This is a genomic window from uncultured Granulicatella sp. (assembly GCF_938030755.1).
In the GTDB taxonomy this organism is placed as follows: Bacteria; Bacillota; Bacilli; order Lactobacillales; family Aerococcaceae; genus Granulicatella.
This window is the reverse complement of record NZ_CALHIF010000009.1, coordinates 24,492-44,069: the sequence shown is the minus strand read 5'-3', so window position 1 is coordinate 44,069 and position 19,578 is coordinate 24,492. Positions and strand designations below refer to the sequence as shown.

Genomic DNA, 19,578 nt, shown 5'->3' with positions numbered 1-19,578 from the left:
ATTTTTTCACGGTTCTTCCGAAGTTCAGATTTCAACATTTGCAACAGGTGCCCTGCCAATTGCTGAATCTTCTCTTCTTGAATCTTCTGAACATAGTATGCACTTAATAATTCAGAAAGAGTTTCAAAGTTTTGTGATTCACCCATCTTACTCATATACGGAAACGGTAAGAAGTAAGTCTTCCCGTCCGCTGATTTCGTAAGTGTCGGTTTTATATCAGTATTCCCTTCTTCGAGATAATGATGCAAGGCCTCGGCTAAGCTTTGGCCCTCTCTTTCACTACGTTCCACAATTTCATGAGCTGACTGTTTACTAATCCCTTGAAAGATATTCATCAACGTTCTTTCTCCAGGTTCTCCAATAAATGGATGAAGTAAACTGTCTAATTCAAATAGCGTATAATCAAAAGGATTTTTCTTTGCCGTTTGAGGAGGCATTACATAGGCAGCACCTGGTTGTAAAGTACGGTAACTATTTTGCCCAAGAGAAACACGTTTCACACAATCGATAATCGAGTTATCCTCCTGATTCACTAAGAATAAATTACTATGACGGCCCATCATCTCAATGGTGAATCGATATCCAGCCTTATCCCCAAGTTCATCACGTGTAGAAACATCCATATTTAAAATACGGTCATTTTCTACTTGAGTGAACGATTGAATAATAGATCCTTCTAAGTACTTACGCAGAATCATACAAAAGTTAGGAGCAACTTCTGGATTCTCTGGCTTCTCAGAAATAAATTGTACACGAGCCATCATTGGATGTGCCGAACAAACAAGTAAGTAGTTCTTACGATTGGCACGAATGGTGAATTGTACATCGTATGGTAATGGTTGATGAATCTTTGTAATACGCCCTCCTACTAATAGAGGCGCTACTTCGTCCATCATCCATTTGGTGAAAATACCATCAAATGTCATGAACTCACTCCTTTCTTTTAATTGTCTAAAATTATAATGCTGCTAAACGAGCGATTTCAAGAATCACTTGTGTTGCTTTTTCCATTGATTCCACAGCAACATATTCATAGCGACCATGCATGTTTTCGCCACCTGCAAAAATGTTTGGAGTTGGTAATCCCATGAATGAAATCTTAGAACCATCTGTACCACCACGGATTGGTTTAATGATTGGAACGATGTCTAAGTTTTCTAATGCTTGTTTTGCCACATCCACACAACGGAAATCTTTCTCGATGATTTCAGCCATATTGTAGTATTCATCGTGTAAATCAACCGTAATACGATCTGTATCTAATTCTTTATTCATTCGAGAAGCAATACGTAACATCATGTCTTTCTTCGCATTGAATAACTCACGACTATGGTCACGTAAAATGTATACTAATTTAGCTTCCTCCACTACCCCTTCAGCTGCTACTAAGTGGTAGAAGCCTTCGCGTCCTGTAGTATGTTCAGGAACTTCGAACTCTGGAAGAGCATTTTGGAATTTACGAGCTAATTCTAGCGCGCTCACCATTGTATCTTTCGCTGTACCTGGGTGAACGTTCTTTCCTTGGATACGAACTGTGGCACGACAAGCATTGAAGCTTTCGTATTCTAATTCACCAACAGGTCCACCATCCATTGTATAAGCAAAATCACATGCAAAATGGTCTACGTCGAATAAATCAGCACCACGTCCGATTTCTTCGTCTGGACCAAATGCTACACGAATTTTTCCATGTTTGATTTCTGGGTGTTGTAATAAATACGCACCTGCTGTAACGATTTCTGTCACACCGGATTTATCGTCAGCACCTAGTAATGTTTTACCATTTGTTGTAATTAATGTTTGTCCAACATAGTTCTTTAAGTTCGGGAAGTCTTTAGGATCTAATACGAATTTTCCTTCTTCGTCTAAGACGATGGCTTCGCCATTATAGTTTTCGTGAATTTGAGGTTGAATATTTCTAGCCTCAAAATCAGCTGTATCCACGTGAGCAATGAAGCCAATAGTTGGCACTTCATGGTCAACGTTTGATGGGATTGTTGCTGTTAGGAAGCTGTTTTTAGGATTCAAATACACCTCTTGGAATCCTAATTCATTTAATTCTTGTTCTAAGTCCTTTAAAAACGCTGTTTGCGAAGGCGTTGTTGGGACTGTTTGACTTGTTTCGTCAGATCTTGTTTCTTTCTTTGCGTAACGGATAAAACGTTCTGTTAATTCTTTATGCATTTTCTTCACCTGCTTTATAAAATTCAAATGGATCTGTGAAAGTTTCACTTTCAATCACTGTCACATCCCAATTATTTTCTTCTTTCCATTCATGTAGCCATTTGGCTAATTGTTTTCGACATACAACTTCGATATGATGCCCCGCATCGACTAAGAATAATGGAGTCTCTTGTATATCATGCGCTGTATGGTAGAAAATATCACCGGTTACAAAGGCATCTGCACCGTTTTTTAGTGCATCCATGTAATAGTTTCCGCCCGAACCGCCCATCACAGCGACTCTAGAGATGAGTCCATCTGGATTTACACGAGAAGGAACGTAGCGGAGCCCCTTGAGTTTGAAACGCTCAGTAACAAAAGCGATAAATTCTTCCCCAGTCATTTCTTTAGGAAGATTACCAACTCGTCCAAATCCTAAGGTCTTTCCTGCATTCTTCAATGAGAAGACGTCGATTGCTGGTTCTTCATAAGGATGTGAAACTCTTAAGTTTTTTAAAACATCACTTAATACTTCTTCAGAACAAACAACCTCTAGTTTCACTTCTTCTACTAATTCTGGTTTATTTAACGAACCAATTGCAGGATTTGCGCCTTTAACGGGTGTAAATTGTCCAACTCCTGAAGTTTGAAACGCACAGTCTTTATAGTTGTCACCAATTGTCCCAGCACCAGCTTCAAACAGCGCTTCTAAAACTTTCTCTGTACTATCTTTTGGAACATAAGTAACAACTTTGACAGATGGGATTGTTGTCGTTGGCGACATTACTGTTACATCAGATAATGACAACTCCTGTGCCAACCAATCATTCACTCCACCTTCCACTACGTCAAGGTTTGTATGCGCGGCGTATACTGCGATATCATGTTTTAAAATTTGTTGAAACATCTTGTTTTGCGGAACGGTTAAGTCAAATAACGCAACCGGTCTAAAGATTGGTGGATGATGCGCGATAATTAAATCAACGTTTTTAGCAATCGCTTCTTCAATCACACTTGGACGAATATCCAAAGTTGTCATGATTACTTTCACTTCTTGATTCCAATCTCCAAAATGAAGTCCAATTGGGTCTTTTGGGACCGAAAGACTCTTTGGTACTCGTTTTTCAAAACGACTTACCACATCTCTAACTGTTGGCACGATCAATCACTCCTTGCAATTCATTAAATGCTTTTTCAAACTGCTCAATTTTTTCATGTTGAGGTGTCTTGCTCTTTTGTAATTGTTCTAAAATCTCTTTGTTTTTACGGTTCGTACGTTTCCATTTTGCAACCGATAATTCGGATGGTTCTTTTAGTAAAATCGGACCGTATTTTAATTCTAATTCTGTGTACTCTACTTGTTCATTTGATGGTTCTGCAACGATAATTTCATACAAACGATGATTATCTTCAACAACGGTCTCATGAGTAATACGGTACGAATGATTCATTAACCATTCACGCACAAAATGTTCAGCGACGTTTGGTTGAAGAATGAGTCTTTCACGTCCGTTTAGATGACTACCACTGTATCCAGCTTCAAGAATCCTAGAAATGAGTTCTCCGCCCATTCCACAAATCGTAACGGCCGTAACTTCGTCTTCTTTGGACAAAATTTTAAGTCCGTCCCCAAAGCGAACTTCGATGTGGTCTTCCATTCGATAATCACGAACTGTTTGCTTTGCTGATAAGAACGGACCTTCGACCACTTCTCCAGCAATGGCTGAAGTAATCTTTTTATTTTGGATTAAATATACTGGTAAATACGCATGGTCACTACCAACATCGCATACCTTAGAACCATTCGGAACAAAACTAGCGACACGAGTTAATCGTTCTCCTAATTCAATCATTTTATACCTCTACATTCTTTTCACTACGAAATAAATAACACTTTCACACCAATACTCTTTAAATATGCTATGGTTTCAGGATCTGCTGAATGGTCTGTAATTAAATGAGTAATCATATTACAGTCAGCAGTATGGAAGTTCGAATCACGCCCCACTTTAAATCCTTCCGTAACGATAATGCGGTGTCCTGTTGTCCGTTCTAAAATGACACGGTTCACCGCAGTCTCTGGAAGTGCATAGGTTGAAATTCCATTTTTACTAATTCCACCGACCCCTAAGAAACAAATATCAGCTCTAGCTTTTGAGAATGAGTTAATTGCAAAATCCCCCACAAGAGATTTCTTTTGTTCGAAAATTTCACCACCACTAATCACAACGGATGCTTTCGTGGATGGTTTTTTGAAGATGGAACGACCATTATTCGTTAAAATCGTTACATTTGCATCCGCTAGAAAATTTAATAGTAAAAAGGCAGTAGAGCCTGAGTTAATAAAGACCATATTATGATCTCGTACTAATCCCGCGGCTCTTCTTGCAATGTTTTTTTTCATGGAATTATATTGAATCTGTTCCACATTTTCTTGTTTAATTTTTCCAGCAAGGAAGCGGGCGCCTCCGTAGAAGCGCTCGATAACTCCTTGATCTTCAAATTGTTGTAAATCTCTTCGAATAGTGATTTCAGAAACTTCTAACTCTTTTGATAAGTCTTCAACAGTCATCTCCTGGTTTTCTTGTAAAAGCTGAAGGATGCGTTGTTGTCGTTTAAACACAACCCCTTTACTACTCTTCAAAGTTTCTTCCTCCTTTTAGAAATCCAATCAAGTCCTATTTAATTTTTAATGAAAGCTCATCTAATTGTTTTGTAGATACTTCACTAGGAGCTTGTGTCATTGGGTCAACAGCTGAGCTGTTCTTTGGAAACGCGATAACTTCACGAATGTTGTCTTCACCTGCAAGTAGCATTACTAAACGGTCTAATCCTAGTGCAATGCCTCCGTGTGGTGGGAATCCATAGTCTAATGCGTCTAATAAGAATCCAAATTGACTTTCCGCAGATTCTTTTGTAAATCCTAACACCTTGAACATCGCTTCTTGCATGTCACGACGGTAAATACGCAGTGATCCTCCACCTAATTCATAACCGTTTAATACGATATCGTAGGCTTGTGCTTTCGCCGATGCAGGATCATCGATTAATGCTTGGAAATCTTCGTTCACTGGACGAGTGAATGGATGGTGCATTGCAACATAACGGTCTTCTTCAGCATCATGTTCTAATAATGGCCAATCAACAACCCATAAGAAGTTAAATTTGTTTGTATCGATTAAGTTATGTTTCTTACCAAAGTGTAAACGTAATTCAGATAATGATTGTGCTACTACTGATGGTTTGTCCGCGCAGAAGAATACGATATCTCCTACTTCAGCTTTAATGCGCTCGCGGAATGCAGGTTCTTGGTTTACGAGGAATTTCGCGATTGGTCCTTTTAAGCCATCTTCTTCCACTTTAATCCAAGCTAACCCTTTAGCACCAAATTTCGCAACAAAGTCCGCTAAGCTATCTGCATCTTTGCGAGAATACTCTGAAGCAAGGCCTTTTAAGTTAAGAACTTTCACTTCTCCACCGTTTTCAACACATGAACTGAACACTTTAAGATCTGAATCTTTCATAATATCACTCACGTCGATTAACTCTAAATCAAAACGAGTGTCTGGTTTATCGTTCCCATAACGAGCCATCGCTTCTGCAAATGAAATACGTGGAAATGGCGTTTGAACATCCACATTTAATGTGTCTTTCATTACTTTCTTTAATAAGCCTTCCATCATTTCTTGAATTTCTTCTGCTGATAGGAAACTTGTTTCGATATCCACTTGTGTAAATTCTGGCTGACGGTCTCCACGTAAGTCTTCGTCACGGAAACAACGAACGATTTGGTAGTAACGGTCTAACCCGGCACCCATTAACAATTGTTTAAATGTTTGTGGTGATTGAGGTAATGCATAGAAGCTTCCTTCGTGAACACGGGATGGAACTAAGTAGTCACGCGCTCCTTCTGGTGTCGATTTTGCTAAAATTGGAGTTTCTACATCGATATATCCTTCACCATCTAAATACTCACGAATTGAACGTGTAGCTTTATGACGTAATCGTAAGTTTTCTAATACAGGGCGACGACGAATATCTAAATAACGATATTTCAAACGTAATTCTTCTGATGGTTTTTGTTCGTCATCGATATAGATTGGAGAAGTTTTCGCCTTAGAGAATACTTCAACTTCGTCTACTAACAATTCAAATTTACCCGTTTTAAGATTTGGGTTTTCTAAGCCTTCGCCTCGAAACGCTACTTCACCTGTAACTTGAATCACGTATTCAGAACGTAATTTTTCAGCAATTTCAAATGCTTCTTGGTTACGTGCGGGGTTGAAGACTACTTGCATAATGCCTTCACGGTCACGTAAGTCGATAAAGATAACTCCGCCATGGTCACGACGTTTTGCTACCCAACCATCTAACGTTATTGTTTGTCCTACTAATTTTTCACTAATGAATCCACAATATTCTGTTCTTCTTTTCATATCCATCCCTCTTTCTATTTACCGAAGTACTCGTCAATAGCTGTTGTATCCATTGTGATTTGTCGATAAATGCTATCGAAATCATCATAGAGTTCTTGTAAGTTAATTTTCACTTCTTTTCCAGTTTTCATTACTTTCACTGGTACCTGTTTTGTTTCTAACTCTTCTTCACCAAGTGTGATGACCACTTTAGCGCCATATTTTTGAGCGTTCTTGAACTGTGGTTTTGCTTTACGCCCAAAGAAATCACGGTCAACTGAATATCCTTGTTGACGGAGTGAAATAGAAAGTTTTAATACTTCCTCTTCTGTTGTTTCACCAAGACCTACCACATAAACATCTAATTCTTGTAATTCAGGAACTTCAACTTGTTCATCTTTCATTAATAAGACAAGCCGTTCCAATCCAATACCGAAACCAAATCCTGGTGTTTCAGGTCCATCGAGTTCTTGAACAAGACCATCGTAACGTCCACCACCACAAATCGTAGTCTTTGCTCCGAATGATTTTGAATCCGTCATAATTTCAAAAATCGTATCTTGATAGTAATCAAGTCCACGAACCATTGTTTCATCAATTTCATATGGAATCTCTAGAGCATTTAAGTATTGTTGTACTTTTTCAAAGTGCGTGCGTGCTTCATCTGATAAAAATTCTAAGATACGTGGCGCATTTTTCACGATTTCGATATCACGTTTGTCTTTACTATCTAAGACACGTAACGGATTTTTGTGGAGACGATTTTTTGAGTCTTCACTTAATTCGTCTGCAAATGGTTCTAAATAACGAATTAACGCTTCACGATATTGAATACGGTCTGTAGTTTTCCCTAATGAATTAATCACTAAGCGCATATTCGATAACCCTAGTTCTTTTAATAAATCCCAAGCCATCGCGATTGTTTCAACATCTGTAGCAGGATTTGTAGACCCAAAAACCTCAACTCCTAATTGGTGGAATTGACGAAGACGACCTGCTTGAGGACGTTCATAACGGAACATTGGAGCCATATAATACACTTTATACGGTTTCTTATGTTCTGGCCCAAATAATTTGTTCTCTACATAGGCACGAACAATCGCTGCAGTTCCCTCTGGACGAAGTGTAATGTGACGATCTCCTTTATCATAGAAATCATACATTTCTTTTGAAACGATGTCACTCGTATCCCCAACACCACGGCTAAATAAATCGTAGCTTTCAAACATTGGTGTACGCATTTCTTCAAATTGATAATCGCCTAAAATGATGCGTGCTGTTTCTTCGATATAGTGCCAAATTTTAAGTTCTTCAGGTAGTAAATCGGCTGTTCCTTTTGGTTTTTGAATCATATAACTCATCCTTTCTTTCGATAAAAATAAAAAATCCCAACTTCAATAGAAGTCAGGACGAAATTTTCGTGGTACCACCTTAGTTCGGAAAGAGCTCTTTCCCTCTTAATGATAACGGAATTACCGGAATAACTTTGCATTATTCTCCTCAAGAGTGTCTTTCCTTGTACGGTTAGAAGCTTTCAGCCACGGCTTCTATCTCTTTAGTATACGTCTTTGTCTCTGTCTAAGGATTTATATTGTTGGTATAAAGAATACTAGAGGAATGCGCTTTTGTCAAGAAAATCTAATTATTTTTTAATCTCATAAACTACTTAAAACGTAAAAAGCAAAATGTTACATTTTGCTTTTTACGTTTTATTGAATTAATTTATCAATCGCCTTAATCACTCCATTGTTTTCATTCGTATCTGTGACGATATCCGAAATAGCTTTTACTTCCTCACTGGCATTTCCCATCGCAATGGCAAGGCCTGCGTATTCTAACATTTCGATGTCATTTGCCTCGTCTCCAATAGCGGCTATTTCACTTGGATTGATATTTAACACTGATGCTAATTTTTCTAATCCAAATGCTTTGTTCACACCTTTTGTAAGAACTTCTATTAAATACTTTTGACTACGAACTACATAAAATTCGTCTCTCCACTCTTCGGGAATAACGGTTTCAAACTCATTAAGTTGTTCTTCATCTCCAAGTAAAAGAAGCTTATAAAAGTCAGTAGATAACGACTCTTCTTTTGAAATTCGTTTTAAAGAACCGTTTACTATTTTTACGTCAAACTCCATCCACTCTGTTGGCTCTTCGTCAAATGAGTAGTAAGAATCAACACCAGCGCCCATGACACCAACTCCGTGTTTCTTTCCTAATTCGATCCATTTTTGAATTTCTTGTGAGTCAACAAAGGCATCCATTATTCTTTTACCTGTCTGGCTCTCATAAATATTGGCCCCATTTTGGCTAATAATATAATGGTTCTCTTCTAAATAGCCTAAGTCTTTTAAATACGGTCGAATTCCAGTTTCAGGCCTTCCAGTACATAGAACTAACAAAGTTTCAGTTCCCTTAGTATGGAATTCCTTGAAATACTGTTTTGTTTCTTCTAATAACTCTTTTTTACTGTTTAATAAGGTACCATCCATGTCAATGGCAATTAGTTTAATCATTATTTATTCCTCTCTAATCACTTTTTATTGTTCAAGTTATCCTAACTTAATTATTTTAACTCAATTTAACCACAATAAAAAGCCCCCATAAAATATGAGAGCTTAAAATCTGTTATTTTAAAATTTTGATTGTAACGGTTCTTCTTCCCCAGTGATTTGCTTGATCGACAGATACGAAATGGAGGTCGATTTTGTTTCCTTTTATCGCGCTTCCTGTATCGCCAGCAATAGCAACACCGTAACCTGGAATTTCAATTAAACTTCCTAAAGGAATGACACTTGGATCCACCGCAATAACGTTTGGATTTGACCGCAAATCAATTCCTGTTGCAGTATAGTATCCTAAACCTGGTTCATTATATGAATAACCAGTCGCGACTACTTGCAGGGTTCTTCCACTAGACTGTGAGGAATTTGAACTGTTTGAGGTAGTCGTAGGCGTCTCTGTCGTAGTAGGAGTTGCTTGAGTCGTCGCCGTTGAAGAATCAGCGGCTACTGGTTTAGCAACTGTCGTATCTTGACTTGAAGTAGATGGCACCACCTGATTCGTCTGTTTAGAATCACTCGTTAAAGCAGCAATTGTAGGTGAAAAAGCTACTTTAGCTTCTTTCCTTTCCTTTTCCATCTTTTCAAATGTAGCTTTATTATCAGCAATCAACTGCTTAAGTCCTTCAATTGAACTTTGGTATGATTGACTTTCAGAAGTTAGTTTTTCTTTCTTGATTTCTAAATCACTCTGTGCTTGAGAAGCTTCAGTTTTTAAACGATTCAACTCATTCACTTGATCTGCCAAGTTCTTCAATACTTCTTCATCAGATTGGAAAAACTGTTGAAATACAAATAAACGATTTAGAAAATCGGAAATACTTTCTGAATTCAATAAGTGAAGAATACTGTATGTTGCCAAATCTGAAATTTGCATTAGTTGCAATCTTTTACTAGCAACCACTTTTCGTTCTTCCACTTTCGCTTCTTGAGTTTTCACCTTTTCCGCAAGAGTTTCTTGCTCTTTATGAAGCGATTCAATCTGTTGGTTTAAAATTTCAATTTCTTGATACTTTGTATTCACTTTTTGTAGTTCTGACGATAATTGAGCTTCTAATTTTTGCACATCCGTTTCTTCTGCAAAAACAGAAGGGGCTAAAGGACCTGCAACTAATAAGAATGCTGTTGTTGTCAAAAATAGTTTCTTTATCTTTTTCAAAAGCGATATTCACCACACTTTCTCCAACATACTCTTTATTTTACAAGAGGAACATATGGAGAACGTATCAGTTATATTACAAAGTTGTAACAAAAGTTTACAGTTTTATGATTCCTTCAGATAGGCATTTAAAGCTTCTAATAATTCATCGCTACTAGAAACAATTTCCCCACGAAGTTTTACAAGGCCAACTGTATATAAATTAACATAGCTAAATTGTGATTCGGCAACCTCTTGTAAGGCAGCAATTTTTTGAGGATTGTCTGCACCTTGTTGACGGCTGTCTGTATATAAACCAAGAATTGGCATGTCTGCATGGTACGCTACTCCAATTTCACTGGCAACACCGACATCAATGACCGCTCCATCTAAAACTGCAATCATTAAGTCTGAATCTAATAAAGCATCTGTGTCGTATTGTGCAATCATTGTTGAGTCCGCATAAGAACTCTTATCGTTAATCGCCATTTGTTCTTGTGGTAAATACACCTCTACTCCTGGGAACTGATTGCGAATCTTTTCTACGAGCACTTTATTAAAGGCTAATTCCATCTCTGAGAATAATGGACTTGCAAAATAAATTTTTGTCATTTGAATACCTCCTCTAATAATCTTATCCTACACTAAATACCGAAAAAAGACCAGAAGACATTAACGCTTCTGGTCTAATCGTTTATTAATTATATAAAGCATCTACACGTGCTTGAACAGCCTCATCTTCAAGGAACTCATCATAAGTAGAACCAAGACGGTCCACAATACCTTTTGGTCCAATTTCGATAATACGGTTTGCTGTTGTTTGAATAAACTCGTGGTCATGACTTGAGAATAGTAATGAACCTTTAAAGGCAATTAAGCCATCATTTAATGCAGTGATTGATTCTAAGTCTAGGTGGTTTGTTGGATCATCTAAGATTAACACATTCGCTTTAGAAAGCATTAATTTAGATAACATACAACGAACTTTTTCTCCCCCTGAAAGAACCGTTACTTGTTTCATAACATCGTCTCCAGAGAATAACATACGACCTAAGAAGCTACGTAAGAAGGTATTATCTTGTTCTTCTACTGGTGCGTATTGTCGTAACCATTCTAAAATGTTTAATTTCTCATTTGAGAATTCATCTGTCATATCTTTTGGTAAGTAAGCTTGACTTGTTGTAACCCCCCATTTGAAGGTACCACTATCTGCTTCCATTTCGCCTGTTAAAATTTTGAATAATGTTGTTATTGCAATATCTGAACGGCTTAAGAAGACTACTTTATCGTCTTTTGATAATTGGAAGCTTACGTTCTCAAAAATCACTTCGCCATCAATTGTTTTTGATAAACCTTCAACTAATAATAAGTCATTACCGATTTCACGTGCTGGTGAGAATCCAACGAATGGATATTTACGGCTTGAAGGTTGAATATCATCTAATGTAATTTTGTCCAACATTTTCTTACGAGAAGTCGCTTGTTTTGATTTAGAAGCATTCGCAGAGAAACGAGCGATGAACTCTTGTAGCTCTTTGATTTTTTCTTCTTTCTTCGCGTTTTGATCAGCTAATAATTTCGCAGCTAATTGACTTGAATGTAACCAGAAATCATAGTTACCAACGAATAATTTAATCTTACCAAAGTCAACGTCCGCCATATGCGTACATACTTTGTTTAAGAAGTGACGGTCATGGGAAACAACGATAACTGTATTATCAAAGTTGATTAAGAACTCTTCTAACCATGCAATTGATTTAGCATCCAAACCGTTTGTTGGTTCGTCTAATAAAAGAACATCTGGTTTCCCAAATAACGCTTGTGCAAGTAACACTTTAACCTTGTCTGCTTCGACTAATTCACTCATTAATTTGTAGTGTTGGTCTTCAGTGATTCCTAAGCCTTGTAGTAATTGAGAAGCATCACTTTCAGCTTCCCAACCGTTTAATTCAGCAAATTCACCTTCAAGTTCAGCAGCACGGATACCATCTTCATCAGAGAAATCTTCTTTCATATAGATAGCGTCTTTCTCCTTCATGATGTCATATAAATGTTTATGCCCCATAATCACAGTATCAATAACGCGTTCATCTTCAAATGCGAAGTGGTCTTGTTTTAAGACTGTTAAACGTTCATGTGGATCTAGAATCACTTCACCAGTCGTTGGTTGTAATTCCCCAGATAAGATTTTTAAGAATGTTGATTTTCCGGCACCGTTAGCACCAATAACTCCATAACAGTTCCCTGGTGTAAAAGTGATGTTTACATCGTCAAATAATTTACGGTCTGAAAATAATAGACTTACATTTTGTACTTTTAACATTTCATTCTCCTTTGTTTATGAATTCTATTCATTCTATCATACTCTCACTTTTTTTTAAACCTTTGTACTAACTAAGAAAGAAATATGAGGTAGCCTTCTGTAGGCTACCTCTCTTCCTTATTTTGTAAATTTTAATTCAACCCTATACCCATTCTTCGCGGCCATCTCGATAATAGTTGATAATCTTAGATTGCTTTTCCCCTTTTCGAATTCAGAAATTTTATTTTGTAAGAACTGATTCTCTTTGGCATAGCGGCTTTGAGAAAGACCCGTTTCTAAGCGTAATTCAACAAGTTGCAAAGCGATCTTTTGCTTTGAATACTCTTTATTAAAATCAGATACAAAATTAGGATACGTAGTACTTAACATAGTGTATAAATTTTTCTGGTATTGGCCCATTTAGTACACCTTCCTTATAGCTTCTTGAAACTTCAAAGAGTAAATACTCCCGTTTACCCTTTCCTGCTCCCCATTTTTCCCAGACGGCTGGAGTAAGACCTTCTTCTCCAACGATGGTTAGTATCGCTAATGTTTTTACCAATTCATCATAAGGAAGTTCTTTAATATCCTCATATCCTGATTCTCTAATCTCAAATGTTTCTCCCATAAACATCCCTCCTAAACTTATTATACCGTATAAGGAATATACCGTATACGGTATATTTAACTTTTTATAGAAAAATCCGTAGACAATATTGCCTACGGATTAACATTATTATTCAGTTACAATAACCGGGCGTTTTAAACGTTCCACAGTTTCAGCAATGTTTCTGAAATGGTCACTCACTCGTTCTAAGTTACTGAGTAGATCCATAACGAAGATTCCAGATTCCGCTGAAGCAATTCCTTTATTCATACGTTTCATATACTTGTCACGTACTTCAATTTTTAACTTATCAACGTCACGTTCAATTTGTATTGCTTGTTGGACTTTCACTTGATCTCCAGTAGATAATGCATCAATGGATAATGCAAAACCTCTTTTAATAAGTTCATAGATTCCGTCTAATTCTTTAACTGTATCTTCATCAAGGAAGATTTCTCGTTCGATAATAGATTTTGCAAAATCCGCAATATTTTCTGCATGATCTCCGATACGTTCAATATCATTTGCAGTACTAAATAATTCATCGATAGTTTGCTGGTCTTTAGCAGAAACCTTTTGTTGAGAGATTTCCACTAAATACTTCACAATAGCTTTTTCATAAGCGTTAATATTCTTCTCGTTCTCAAGCGCTTTTTTTACAAGCTTTTTATCTCTATTACGGGCTGCGCCTACTGCGTTATCAAGAGCTTGAATCGTTTCTTGGGCCATTGCCGCGAATTCATACATGGTATTTTCTAAGGCGATTGAAGGAGTAACCAAAATACGTTTATCTAGATAACGCGTAATGCTCTCTTCTTCATCTTCGCTGTCTGGAATAATCACTTGGATTAATTTTACTAAAAGATTTGTGAATGGGAATAAGACAATCACGTTAACGATATTGAACATCGTATGCGCATTGGCAATTTGTCGAGCCACGTTACCTGGGTCTATGCTCTCAACGACATTCACAAGAATCCCACGAAGGAAAAGCATAAAGTAAATGGTACCAATAATATTAATCATTAAATGGAATAACGCTACTTGTTTCCCACGGCGAGAAGTTCCTAAACTACTAATTAATGCTGTTGTACATGTTCCGATATTATCACCGAAAATGATAAACACAGCGGTTGTAATCGGAAGAACACCCTGACTGGCAAGAGCAATTAATACCCCAATGGTTGCCGATGAACTTTGCAATACTAGTGTCATTAACAGACCGATTCCTACTCCAATAAAAGGATTACTACCATATTGCAGAATCCAGTTCGTAAATTCAGGTAATTCTTTTAAAGGTTCTAGTGAGTTACTTAATGTACTCATCCCGATAAATAGAATCCCGAAGCCAATAAATATTTCACTCGCTTCTTTTACTTTTGGATTTTTCGTGAGCATATTAGCTACTAAACCAGCAGCTATGACAATCGGTGCCCATTGTGACAAGTTAAAAGAAACCATTTGTCCTGTAATAGTCGTCCCAATATTTGCTCCAAAGACAACTCCAACCGCTTGAGCCAATGTCATAAGACCAGCATTTACGAAACCAACAACCATTACTGTCGTCGCTGAAGAGCTCTGAATAATAGTAGTTACAAACATCCCTACTAAAACGGACATCAAACGATTCTTTGTTAATCTACGAATGATTCCCTTTAATCCTTCACCTGCAACTTTTTGCAATCCATCGCCCATCAATTGCATCCCGTATAAGAATAAACTGAGCCCTGCAATTGCGCCTAGAATCATCTGCGTGTACATAAAATTGTAACTCCTTTAAAGTATAACGTTTAGGTATAAATTCATTTTCAGAAAGATTGTAACACATCAATTTTAATTACGAAAGTGTTCGCTTTTTATCTGCTTCTTCAAAGTGGTTAACAAGCGGTTTTATATCTTGAACATATTCGAGACAACCCATATACATGCCTTCTTCATCCCAAACAGCATGATAAGTCACATGAACCATTTTGTCTTCTGTTTTAAACCACATTTCTTCTTTTTCTTTCTGTTTCGATTTTAATTGTTCAAAAATCTTTTGGACCGTTTCATGGACACGAGGTGGATGGCATAAAATGACATCTCTGCCAATTGCACTTGGGGTCCTCTTGAAGATTTTTTCTTCACCATTTCCTTCATTGTAGTACTTAACAATATTTTGAGCGTCTACAAAAGATAATTCCATCGGTAATAAATTTAAAATTAAATTCAATTCTTTTAACGAAAGCGAACCGGTAGATAAAGGAATATCTCCTTCTGATTCAACTTGTGTTTCTTCTTTTACTGGAGAAAATGATTTCTTAACAGCCCATTCTTTTTCAGGTTTAACGATACAGTAGCCATAATCAGGTGATTGAGACGCTATTGCCTCCCAATCATCTACATGAAATACTTGTTCCACCATTGGGATTAAAATATTTTCTTCTTTTTGAATCATCTCTAACATCTCGTCACGAGCAAGTTGGAAGTCTTCCAAAGTGGAATCTTTACCATTGTTCAAAGATTTCTTAAATTCACTATACAAATCTCTTATTTGGTCGTGAACTCCCCACATCACTTTTGGAGGTGCTGTAATTCCCTTTTTTTCCATTATAGGAAACATCGCATACTCTTTCCGTTGATAATGATTTTCAAACTGATCCAGCAATGAAATTTGTCTTCTTAATCCTTTTTCGATGGTAGAATCTTTCGTTTCAAGAAAGTTGACTAAGAGACGCTCTACTCTATCTAAAGCCCCTCTAATGGCCAAATTTTCCATTTTCATCACATGAACTGGATGTCCTGGTTGTTCAAAGTCAGCTAGTGTTGTCTGAGTATTCACTTTAGAACCCATCAAATTTGCGTGAACATTACATAAACTCATGATTTCAGCAAAAGTTATACCTTCACTCATTAAGTTTCTTTCCATCAATTGAATCTCATAGGGAGAAATCTCGTCAAACACTTCATTAAACTCTTCTTGAATAACTTCTTTATCTTCACCCGCGTGAAGTCTTAGCATTAGATTTTTCAGAATTTCTTGACGTTCTTCCATAATGTAATCTTCTTTAGCCATCTAATCCCTGCTTTCTTTAACGATATACCCATTCGCTTCAAGAGTTTCTACAATGGTAGTGAGTGGAATTTTGGCGATTTTTGATCCCTTTTTTAAACTCGTTATTCTTCCCACTGTTTGTACCATTTGTGGTTGATTTAAGGGGGTAAACCCAATCTCCACTAACAAATCCTTTACTTCTGGGTGTTCTTTTAAAGTAGTAAATACTGTATCTTCTAGATAGATTGTATTCATTGTAAGCCCTCCTAGAAACCACGTGGGATAAAGTAAATTCCAACTGAATAATACAATATCACTAGAATATATAAAACGATTTGCCATTTAGTAAACGTGATGAACCCAATTCCTTTAAAGGCATGATTTTCACTAATATAAGCTTTAATCTCTGGAAGTTTCGTAAATAAAATATAAATTAATAAAATGAATCCTAGAAATTCTAAAATTGAGTGAAGTGGATATTCGTCTATCACAATAGATGAAGAAATGTAAATATCCACAATAATTGCAAAAATAAAGTTATTAATCATATGAAACGCTACAGCCCATTGGAATCCATACTCAAAAGCAATATAGGCTAACAGAATTCCCAAGAAAAACGTAAAGATTTCTTGTGATAAATTTGCGTGAAATAAAGAGAAAATCATTGCAGAGAAACCAATCGCAAATATTTTCCCGTAGCGTTCCATACGGTATCCAATAAATCCTCTAAAAATAACTTCTTCAACGAATGGAGCAACAAGGCCTATATAAAGTACAAATACGATACTACTCGTAATTTCTGGAGAAGCATCTCCTAAAAGCGAAACAGGAATCCCCATTTGTGTTAATAATTTATCAATCCCCATTAAAATGAACTTAGAAACGAAACGAATCCCAAAAATGGAACCAGACATTAAGAAGAAAGTTCCAACAGTCATTTTCTTAGGAGCAACATGTTCAAAAATACGTTTAAATGGGAATTTAGTTTTAACGACCCAAGCAATTAGACCGATAAACGCGCCAATGTATAAAAATACAGCCGTAATGGTATAAACAAAACTAGAATCCATGAGTAAATAATAATATTTTGAATCTAATTGCATTTGTCTTAATACGGATCTTCCTAAAAGACTAAAAAAGAAAAAGATTACAAAATAGATTAAAAGTCTTCTTGCAATAGATAAAATATCTTTCTTATATTCAAATTTTACATTCTCTTTTGAAGGAGAAGTTTCTCCAAGATTAAAATCATCATTTTGTGTTTGATACATCATTTCCACCTCTATTAATTTTATTTTTAATAACAGCTCTTTTTAGACGAAAGACTAAAAACGAGCAATTGGACATTAAGCCCAAAATTAATCCTATCCAATATGAAAATGGACCGAAATTAAAACCATAATGTAAAAGGAAACCAATGGGTAGTCCAATAATCCAATATCCAATTAAACACAAGATAAATGGCATTTGGACATCCTTAAATCCCCTTAGGATTCCTTGTATAGGAGCAGCGATAGCATCAAATAGTTGAAAAAGTAAACTATAGGCTAAAAATTGAATGGTTAATTTAATAAACTCCTCTTCACTTCCATAAAAACTTGCAATGGTATTCAAATTGATCGCTAGACATAAAAGTGTCACAACTGCGATGATAAGAGATGTCAAAATCCCAATCTTACTATATTGAATCGCTGATAAGATATTCTTCTGACCAACTTCAAAGGATACAATAATCGTTAAAGCGGTAGAAATACTAATAGGAAAAGCATAAATCAAAGTAGCAAAGTTCATTGCAGCTTGGTGAGCTGCAATAACCGTAGTCCCAAACCCAGCCATTAATAGCCCAACAAGACAAAATATTGCAACTTCCGCAAAAATCGACAATCCAATGGGAAATCCGATTTTAAAAGGTTCTTTCCATAAAGAGACTCGTATACCTTCCAACTTAAAAATGGGATATTTTTTTAATTCTGAGTGCCATTTAAAAACAAAATAAGCAATGAATAATAGCCCCCAATACGCCAAAGCCGTCCCAAGCCCCGCTCCTGGCCCTCCCATTTCTGGAAAACCAAATTGACCATAAATCAAAGAATAATTAAAAAATACATTCAATGGGACCACTAAAACCATCAATAGCATTGAAAGTTTTGTTAACCCCAAAGCATCAACAAATGATCGCATTACGCTAAATAGTAGTAAAGGTATTAAACCAAGAGATAACCAGGATAAGTATTCAAATGCAATAGTTTCCACCGAAATCTCTAAATTCATAATCCCTAGTGTGGGCTTCAAAAATACCCAGCCCAAAAGAAATAATAGAAAAGCAAGAAATACTCCAATAAGTAAATATTGACGCATGACTTCTATAATTTTCTCTTTTTTCTTTTGACCTAAATATTGCCCAATGATTGGAACTAACCCTGAGACTATCCCTGTCAACATCGTAAAGAACGGTGAGTAAAGGCTTCCTCCAATCGAAACCCCAGCTAAATGAACTTCATTATAACGTCCCGTCATTACTGCATCGATAAATTGAGCGGAATAATTCGCTAACTGATAGATTAACACAGGAATCAATATTTTTAGTAAATGTTTTATTTTATAATTTTTATGTGTAGTAAGTTCCATCATTTCTCCTTTATTAACTCCTCAATGGAATTTACTTTAAATAATGCGGTTTTAAAACGATTCTCATTATCTTCGTTATTCACAACAGCTACAAAACCAGCAGTATGACTCGCAAACTCTTCATCAATCGAAGAATCTCCAATATAAATCATTTCATGAAATAATACGTGGAATTGATTCGAAATTTCCTCTAATGCGTTGATTGCTGGTTTAGAAGAAAACTCATCAGTCGTTCCGATGAAATCAAATAAAGATTCTACTTTCAATACTTCTAATACCGCTTTAGTTGGTAGATTTGAATCATTTGTTACTAAAGCTAATGTAAAACCTAAATCTTTTAACTGTTGAAGAGTCTTTTTAATATTCCCCAGAGCAATAATTTTATCCGGATTGGAAGTAATATAGTGATAAAAAAATTGAACAGTAAACCGGTAATTCTCCTCAATATCAAACTCTCCAAATTGAGCAATCACTTCTAACATGTCTCGAACGCTTCCGGATGAAATGACACCATTTTCAATTATTTCAGAACTGGTAATTCCCAGCTTATCATATAAATTTCGCTTTTTCTCTTCATTTAAACGCATTCCGTTTCTCTCTAATAAAGCTTCAATGACTTGTAAAGTAGGCTCCAACCATAATGGAGAAGTATCTGTAAGCGTCCCATCCTTATCAAAAATAAGAACCTTAATCTGATGATATTTTAAAAAATCTAAAAATTTCATTG

At 36.3% G+C, this 19,578-nt stretch carries 19 protein-coding genes; all 19 read right to left on the bottom strand.

The features are described 5' to 3' along the window. On the bottom strand, positions 1–926 hold a 926-nt coding region (locus Q0594_RS00760; RefSeq protein ID WP_298729104.1), incomplete at its 3' end, for an NFACT family protein. Positions 927–957: 31 nt separating this feature from the next. Further along, positions 958–2,184, bottom strand: coding sequence for a peptidase T (pepT, locus tag Q0594_RS00755; protein ID WP_298729103.1), 1,227 nt, complete (start codon positions 2,182–2,184; stop codon positions 958–960). Next, a complete protein-coding gene (locus tag Q0594_RS00750) occupies positions 2,177–3,322 on the bottom strand; it encodes a Nif3-like dinuclear metal center hexameric protein (RefSeq protein ID WP_298729102.1) in 1,146 nt (381 codons plus the stop codon). Before Q0594_RS00750 ends, pepT begins: the two co-directional genes overlap by 8 nt. Beyond that, positions 3,309–4,016, bottom strand: coding sequence for a tRNA (adenine(22)-N(1))-methyltransferase TrmK (locus Q0594_RS00745; RefSeq protein WP_298729101.1), 708 nt, complete (start codon positions 4,014–4,016; stop codon positions 3,309–3,311). Before Q0594_RS00745 ends, Q0594_RS00750 begins: the two co-directional genes overlap by 14 nt. A 23-nt stretch (positions 4,017–4,039) precedes the next feature. Further along, entirely contained in the window at positions 4,040–4,807 is a 768-nt protein-coding gene (locus tag Q0594_RS00740) for a DeoR/GlpR family DNA-binding transcription regulator (RefSeq protein WP_298729100.1), read from the bottom strand. Between the two features lie 34 nt (positions 4,808–4,841). Continuing rightward, positions 4,842–6,599: an aspartate--tRNA ligase gene (gene aspS, locus Q0594_RS00735; protein ID WP_298729099.1), complete on the bottom strand. Its 1,758-nt coding sequence runs from the start codon at positions 6,597–6,599 to the stop codon at positions 4,842–4,844. A 14-nt stretch (positions 6,600–6,613) separates the two neighbouring features. Beyond that, a complete protein-coding gene (gene hisS / locus Q0594_RS00730; protein ID WP_298729098.1) occupies positions 6,614–7,939 on the bottom strand; it encodes a histidine--tRNA ligase in 1,326 nt (441 codons plus the stop codon). A gap of 348 nt (positions 7,940–8,287) precedes the next feature. Beyond that, positions 8,288–9,097 carry a Cof-type HAD-IIB family hydrolase gene (locus Q0594_RS00725; protein WP_298729097.1) on the bottom strand — a complete coding sequence of 270 codons (810 nt, stop codon included), beginning with the start codon at positions 9,095–9,097 and terminating at the stop codon, positions 8,288–8,290. Between the two features lie 112 nt (positions 9,098–9,209). After that, positions 9,210–10,277 (bottom strand): 3D domain-containing protein, encoded by a 1,068-nt coding sequence (locus Q0594_RS00720; protein WP_298729096.1) that lies wholly within the window; start codon positions 10,275–10,277, stop codon positions 9,210–9,212. A gap of 129 nt (positions 10,278–10,406) precedes the next feature. Next, entirely contained in the window at positions 10,407–10,892 is a 486-nt protein-coding gene (locus tag Q0594_RS00715; RefSeq protein WP_298729095.1) for a nucleoside 2-deoxyribosyltransferase, read from the bottom strand. Between the two features lie 85 nt (positions 10,893–10,977). Further along, positions 10,978–12,603 carry an ATP-binding cassette domain-containing protein gene (locus Q0594_RS00710; RefSeq protein WP_298729094.1) on the bottom strand — a complete coding sequence of 542 codons (1,626 nt, stop codon included), beginning with the start codon at positions 12,601–12,603 and terminating at the stop codon, positions 10,978–10,980. Between the two features lie 117 nt (positions 12,604–12,720). Continuing rightward, positions 12,721–12,903, bottom strand: coding sequence for a helix-turn-helix transcriptional regulator (locus tag Q0594_RS00705; RefSeq protein WP_298729093.1), 183 nt, complete (start codon positions 12,901–12,903; stop codon positions 12,721–12,723). Positions 12,904–12,949: 46 nt separating this feature from the next. Further along, positions 12,950–13,210 carry a hypothetical protein gene (locus tag Q0594_RS00700; protein ID WP_298729092.1) on the bottom strand — a complete coding sequence of 87 codons (261 nt, stop codon included), beginning with the start codon at positions 13,208–13,210 and terminating at the stop codon, positions 12,950–12,952. 108 nt (positions 13,211–13,318) lie between these two features. Then, entirely contained in the window at positions 13,319–14,950 is a 1,632-nt protein-coding gene (locus tag Q0594_RS00695; RefSeq protein WP_298729091.1) for a Na/Pi cotransporter family protein, read from the bottom strand. A gap of 76 nt (positions 14,951–15,026) precedes the next feature. Further along, positions 15,027–16,226, bottom strand: a complete 1,200-nt coding sequence (locus tag Q0594_RS00690) for a DUF438 domain-containing protein (protein ID WP_298729106.1) — start codon at positions 16,224–16,226, stop codon at positions 15,027–15,029. Positions 16,227–16,244: 18 nt separating this feature from the next. Beyond that, on the bottom strand, positions 16,245–16,478 hold the full coding sequence (locus Q0594_RS00685) for a DUF1858 domain-containing protein (RefSeq protein WP_005605389.1): 234 nt from the start codon (positions 16,476–16,478) through the stop codon (positions 16,245–16,247). An 11-nt stretch (positions 16,479–16,489) separates the two neighbouring features. Then, entirely contained in the window at positions 16,490–17,497 is a 1,008-nt protein-coding gene (locus Q0594_RS00680; protein WP_298729090.1) for a CPBP family intramembrane glutamic endopeptidase, read from the bottom strand. Next, positions 17,475–18,851 (bottom strand): MATE family efflux transporter, encoded by a 1,377-nt coding sequence (locus Q0594_RS00675; RefSeq protein WP_298729089.1) that lies wholly within the window; start codon positions 18,849–18,851, stop codon positions 17,475–17,477. Before Q0594_RS00675 ends, Q0594_RS00680 begins: the two co-directional genes overlap by 23 nt. Then, positions 18,851–19,576 (bottom strand): HAD family hydrolase, encoded by a 726-nt coding sequence (locus tag Q0594_RS00670; RefSeq protein WP_298729088.1) that lies wholly within the window; start codon positions 19,574–19,576, stop codon positions 18,851–18,853. The genes Q0594_RS00675 and Q0594_RS00670 overlap by 1 nt, the downstream gene beginning before the upstream one ends. Positions 19,577–19,578: the final 2 nt, after the last annotated feature.

What these genes read in the sequence shown, in the direction of transcription:
- hisS (WP_298729098.1), bottom strand. Translation starts at nt 7,939, where the DNA reads ATGAGTTATATGATTCAAAAACCAAAAGGAACAGCCGATTTACTACCT.
- Q0594_RS00745 (WP_298729101.1), bottom strand. Translation starts at nt 4,016, where the DNA reads ATGATTGAATTAGGAGAACGATTAACTCGTGTCGCTAGTTTTGTTCCG.
- Q0594_RS00710 (WP_298729094.1), bottom strand. Translation starts at nt 12,603, where the DNA reads ATGTTAAAAGTACAAAATGTAAGTCTATTATTTTCAGACCGTAAATTA.
- Q0594_RS00675 (WP_298729089.1), bottom strand. Translation starts at nt 18,851, where the DNA reads ATGGAACTTACTACACATAAAAATTATAAAATAAAACATTTACTAAAA.
- Q0594_RS00685 (WP_005605389.1), bottom strand. Translation starts at nt 16,478, where the DNA reads ATGAATACAATCTATCTAGAAGATACAGTATTTACTACTTTAAAAGAA.
- Q0594_RS00715 (WP_298729095.1), bottom strand. Translation starts at nt 10,892, where the DNA reads ATGACAAAAATTTATTTTGCAAGTCCATTATTCTCAGAGATGGAATTA.
- Q0594_RS00725 (WP_298729097.1), bottom strand. Translation starts at nt 9,097, where the DNA reads ATGATTAAACTAATTGCCATTGACATGGATGGTACCTTATTAAACAGT.
- pepT (WP_298729103.1), bottom strand. Translation starts at nt 2,184, where the DNA reads ATGCATAAAGAATTAACAGAACGTTTTATCCGTTACGCAAAGAAAGAA.
- Q0594_RS00695 (WP_298729091.1), bottom strand. Translation starts at nt 14,950, where the DNA reads ATGTACACGCAGATGATTCTAGGCGCAATTGCAGGGCTCAGTTTATTC.
- Q0594_RS00670 (WP_298729088.1), bottom strand. Translation starts at nt 19,576, where the DNA reads ATGAAATTTTTAGATTTTTTAAAATATCATCAGATTAAGGTTCTTATT.
- Q0594_RS00700 (WP_298729092.1), bottom strand. Translation starts at nt 13,210, where the DNA reads ATGGGAGAAACATTTGAGATTAGAGAATCAGGATATGAGGATATTAAA.
- aspS (WP_298729099.1), bottom strand. Translation starts at nt 6,599, where the DNA reads ATGAAAAGAAGAACAGAATATTGTGGATTCATTAGTGAAAAATTAGTA.
- Q0594_RS00680 (WP_298729090.1), bottom strand. Translation starts at nt 17,497, where the DNA reads ATGATGTATCAAACACAAAATGATGATTTTAATCTTGGAGAAACTTCT.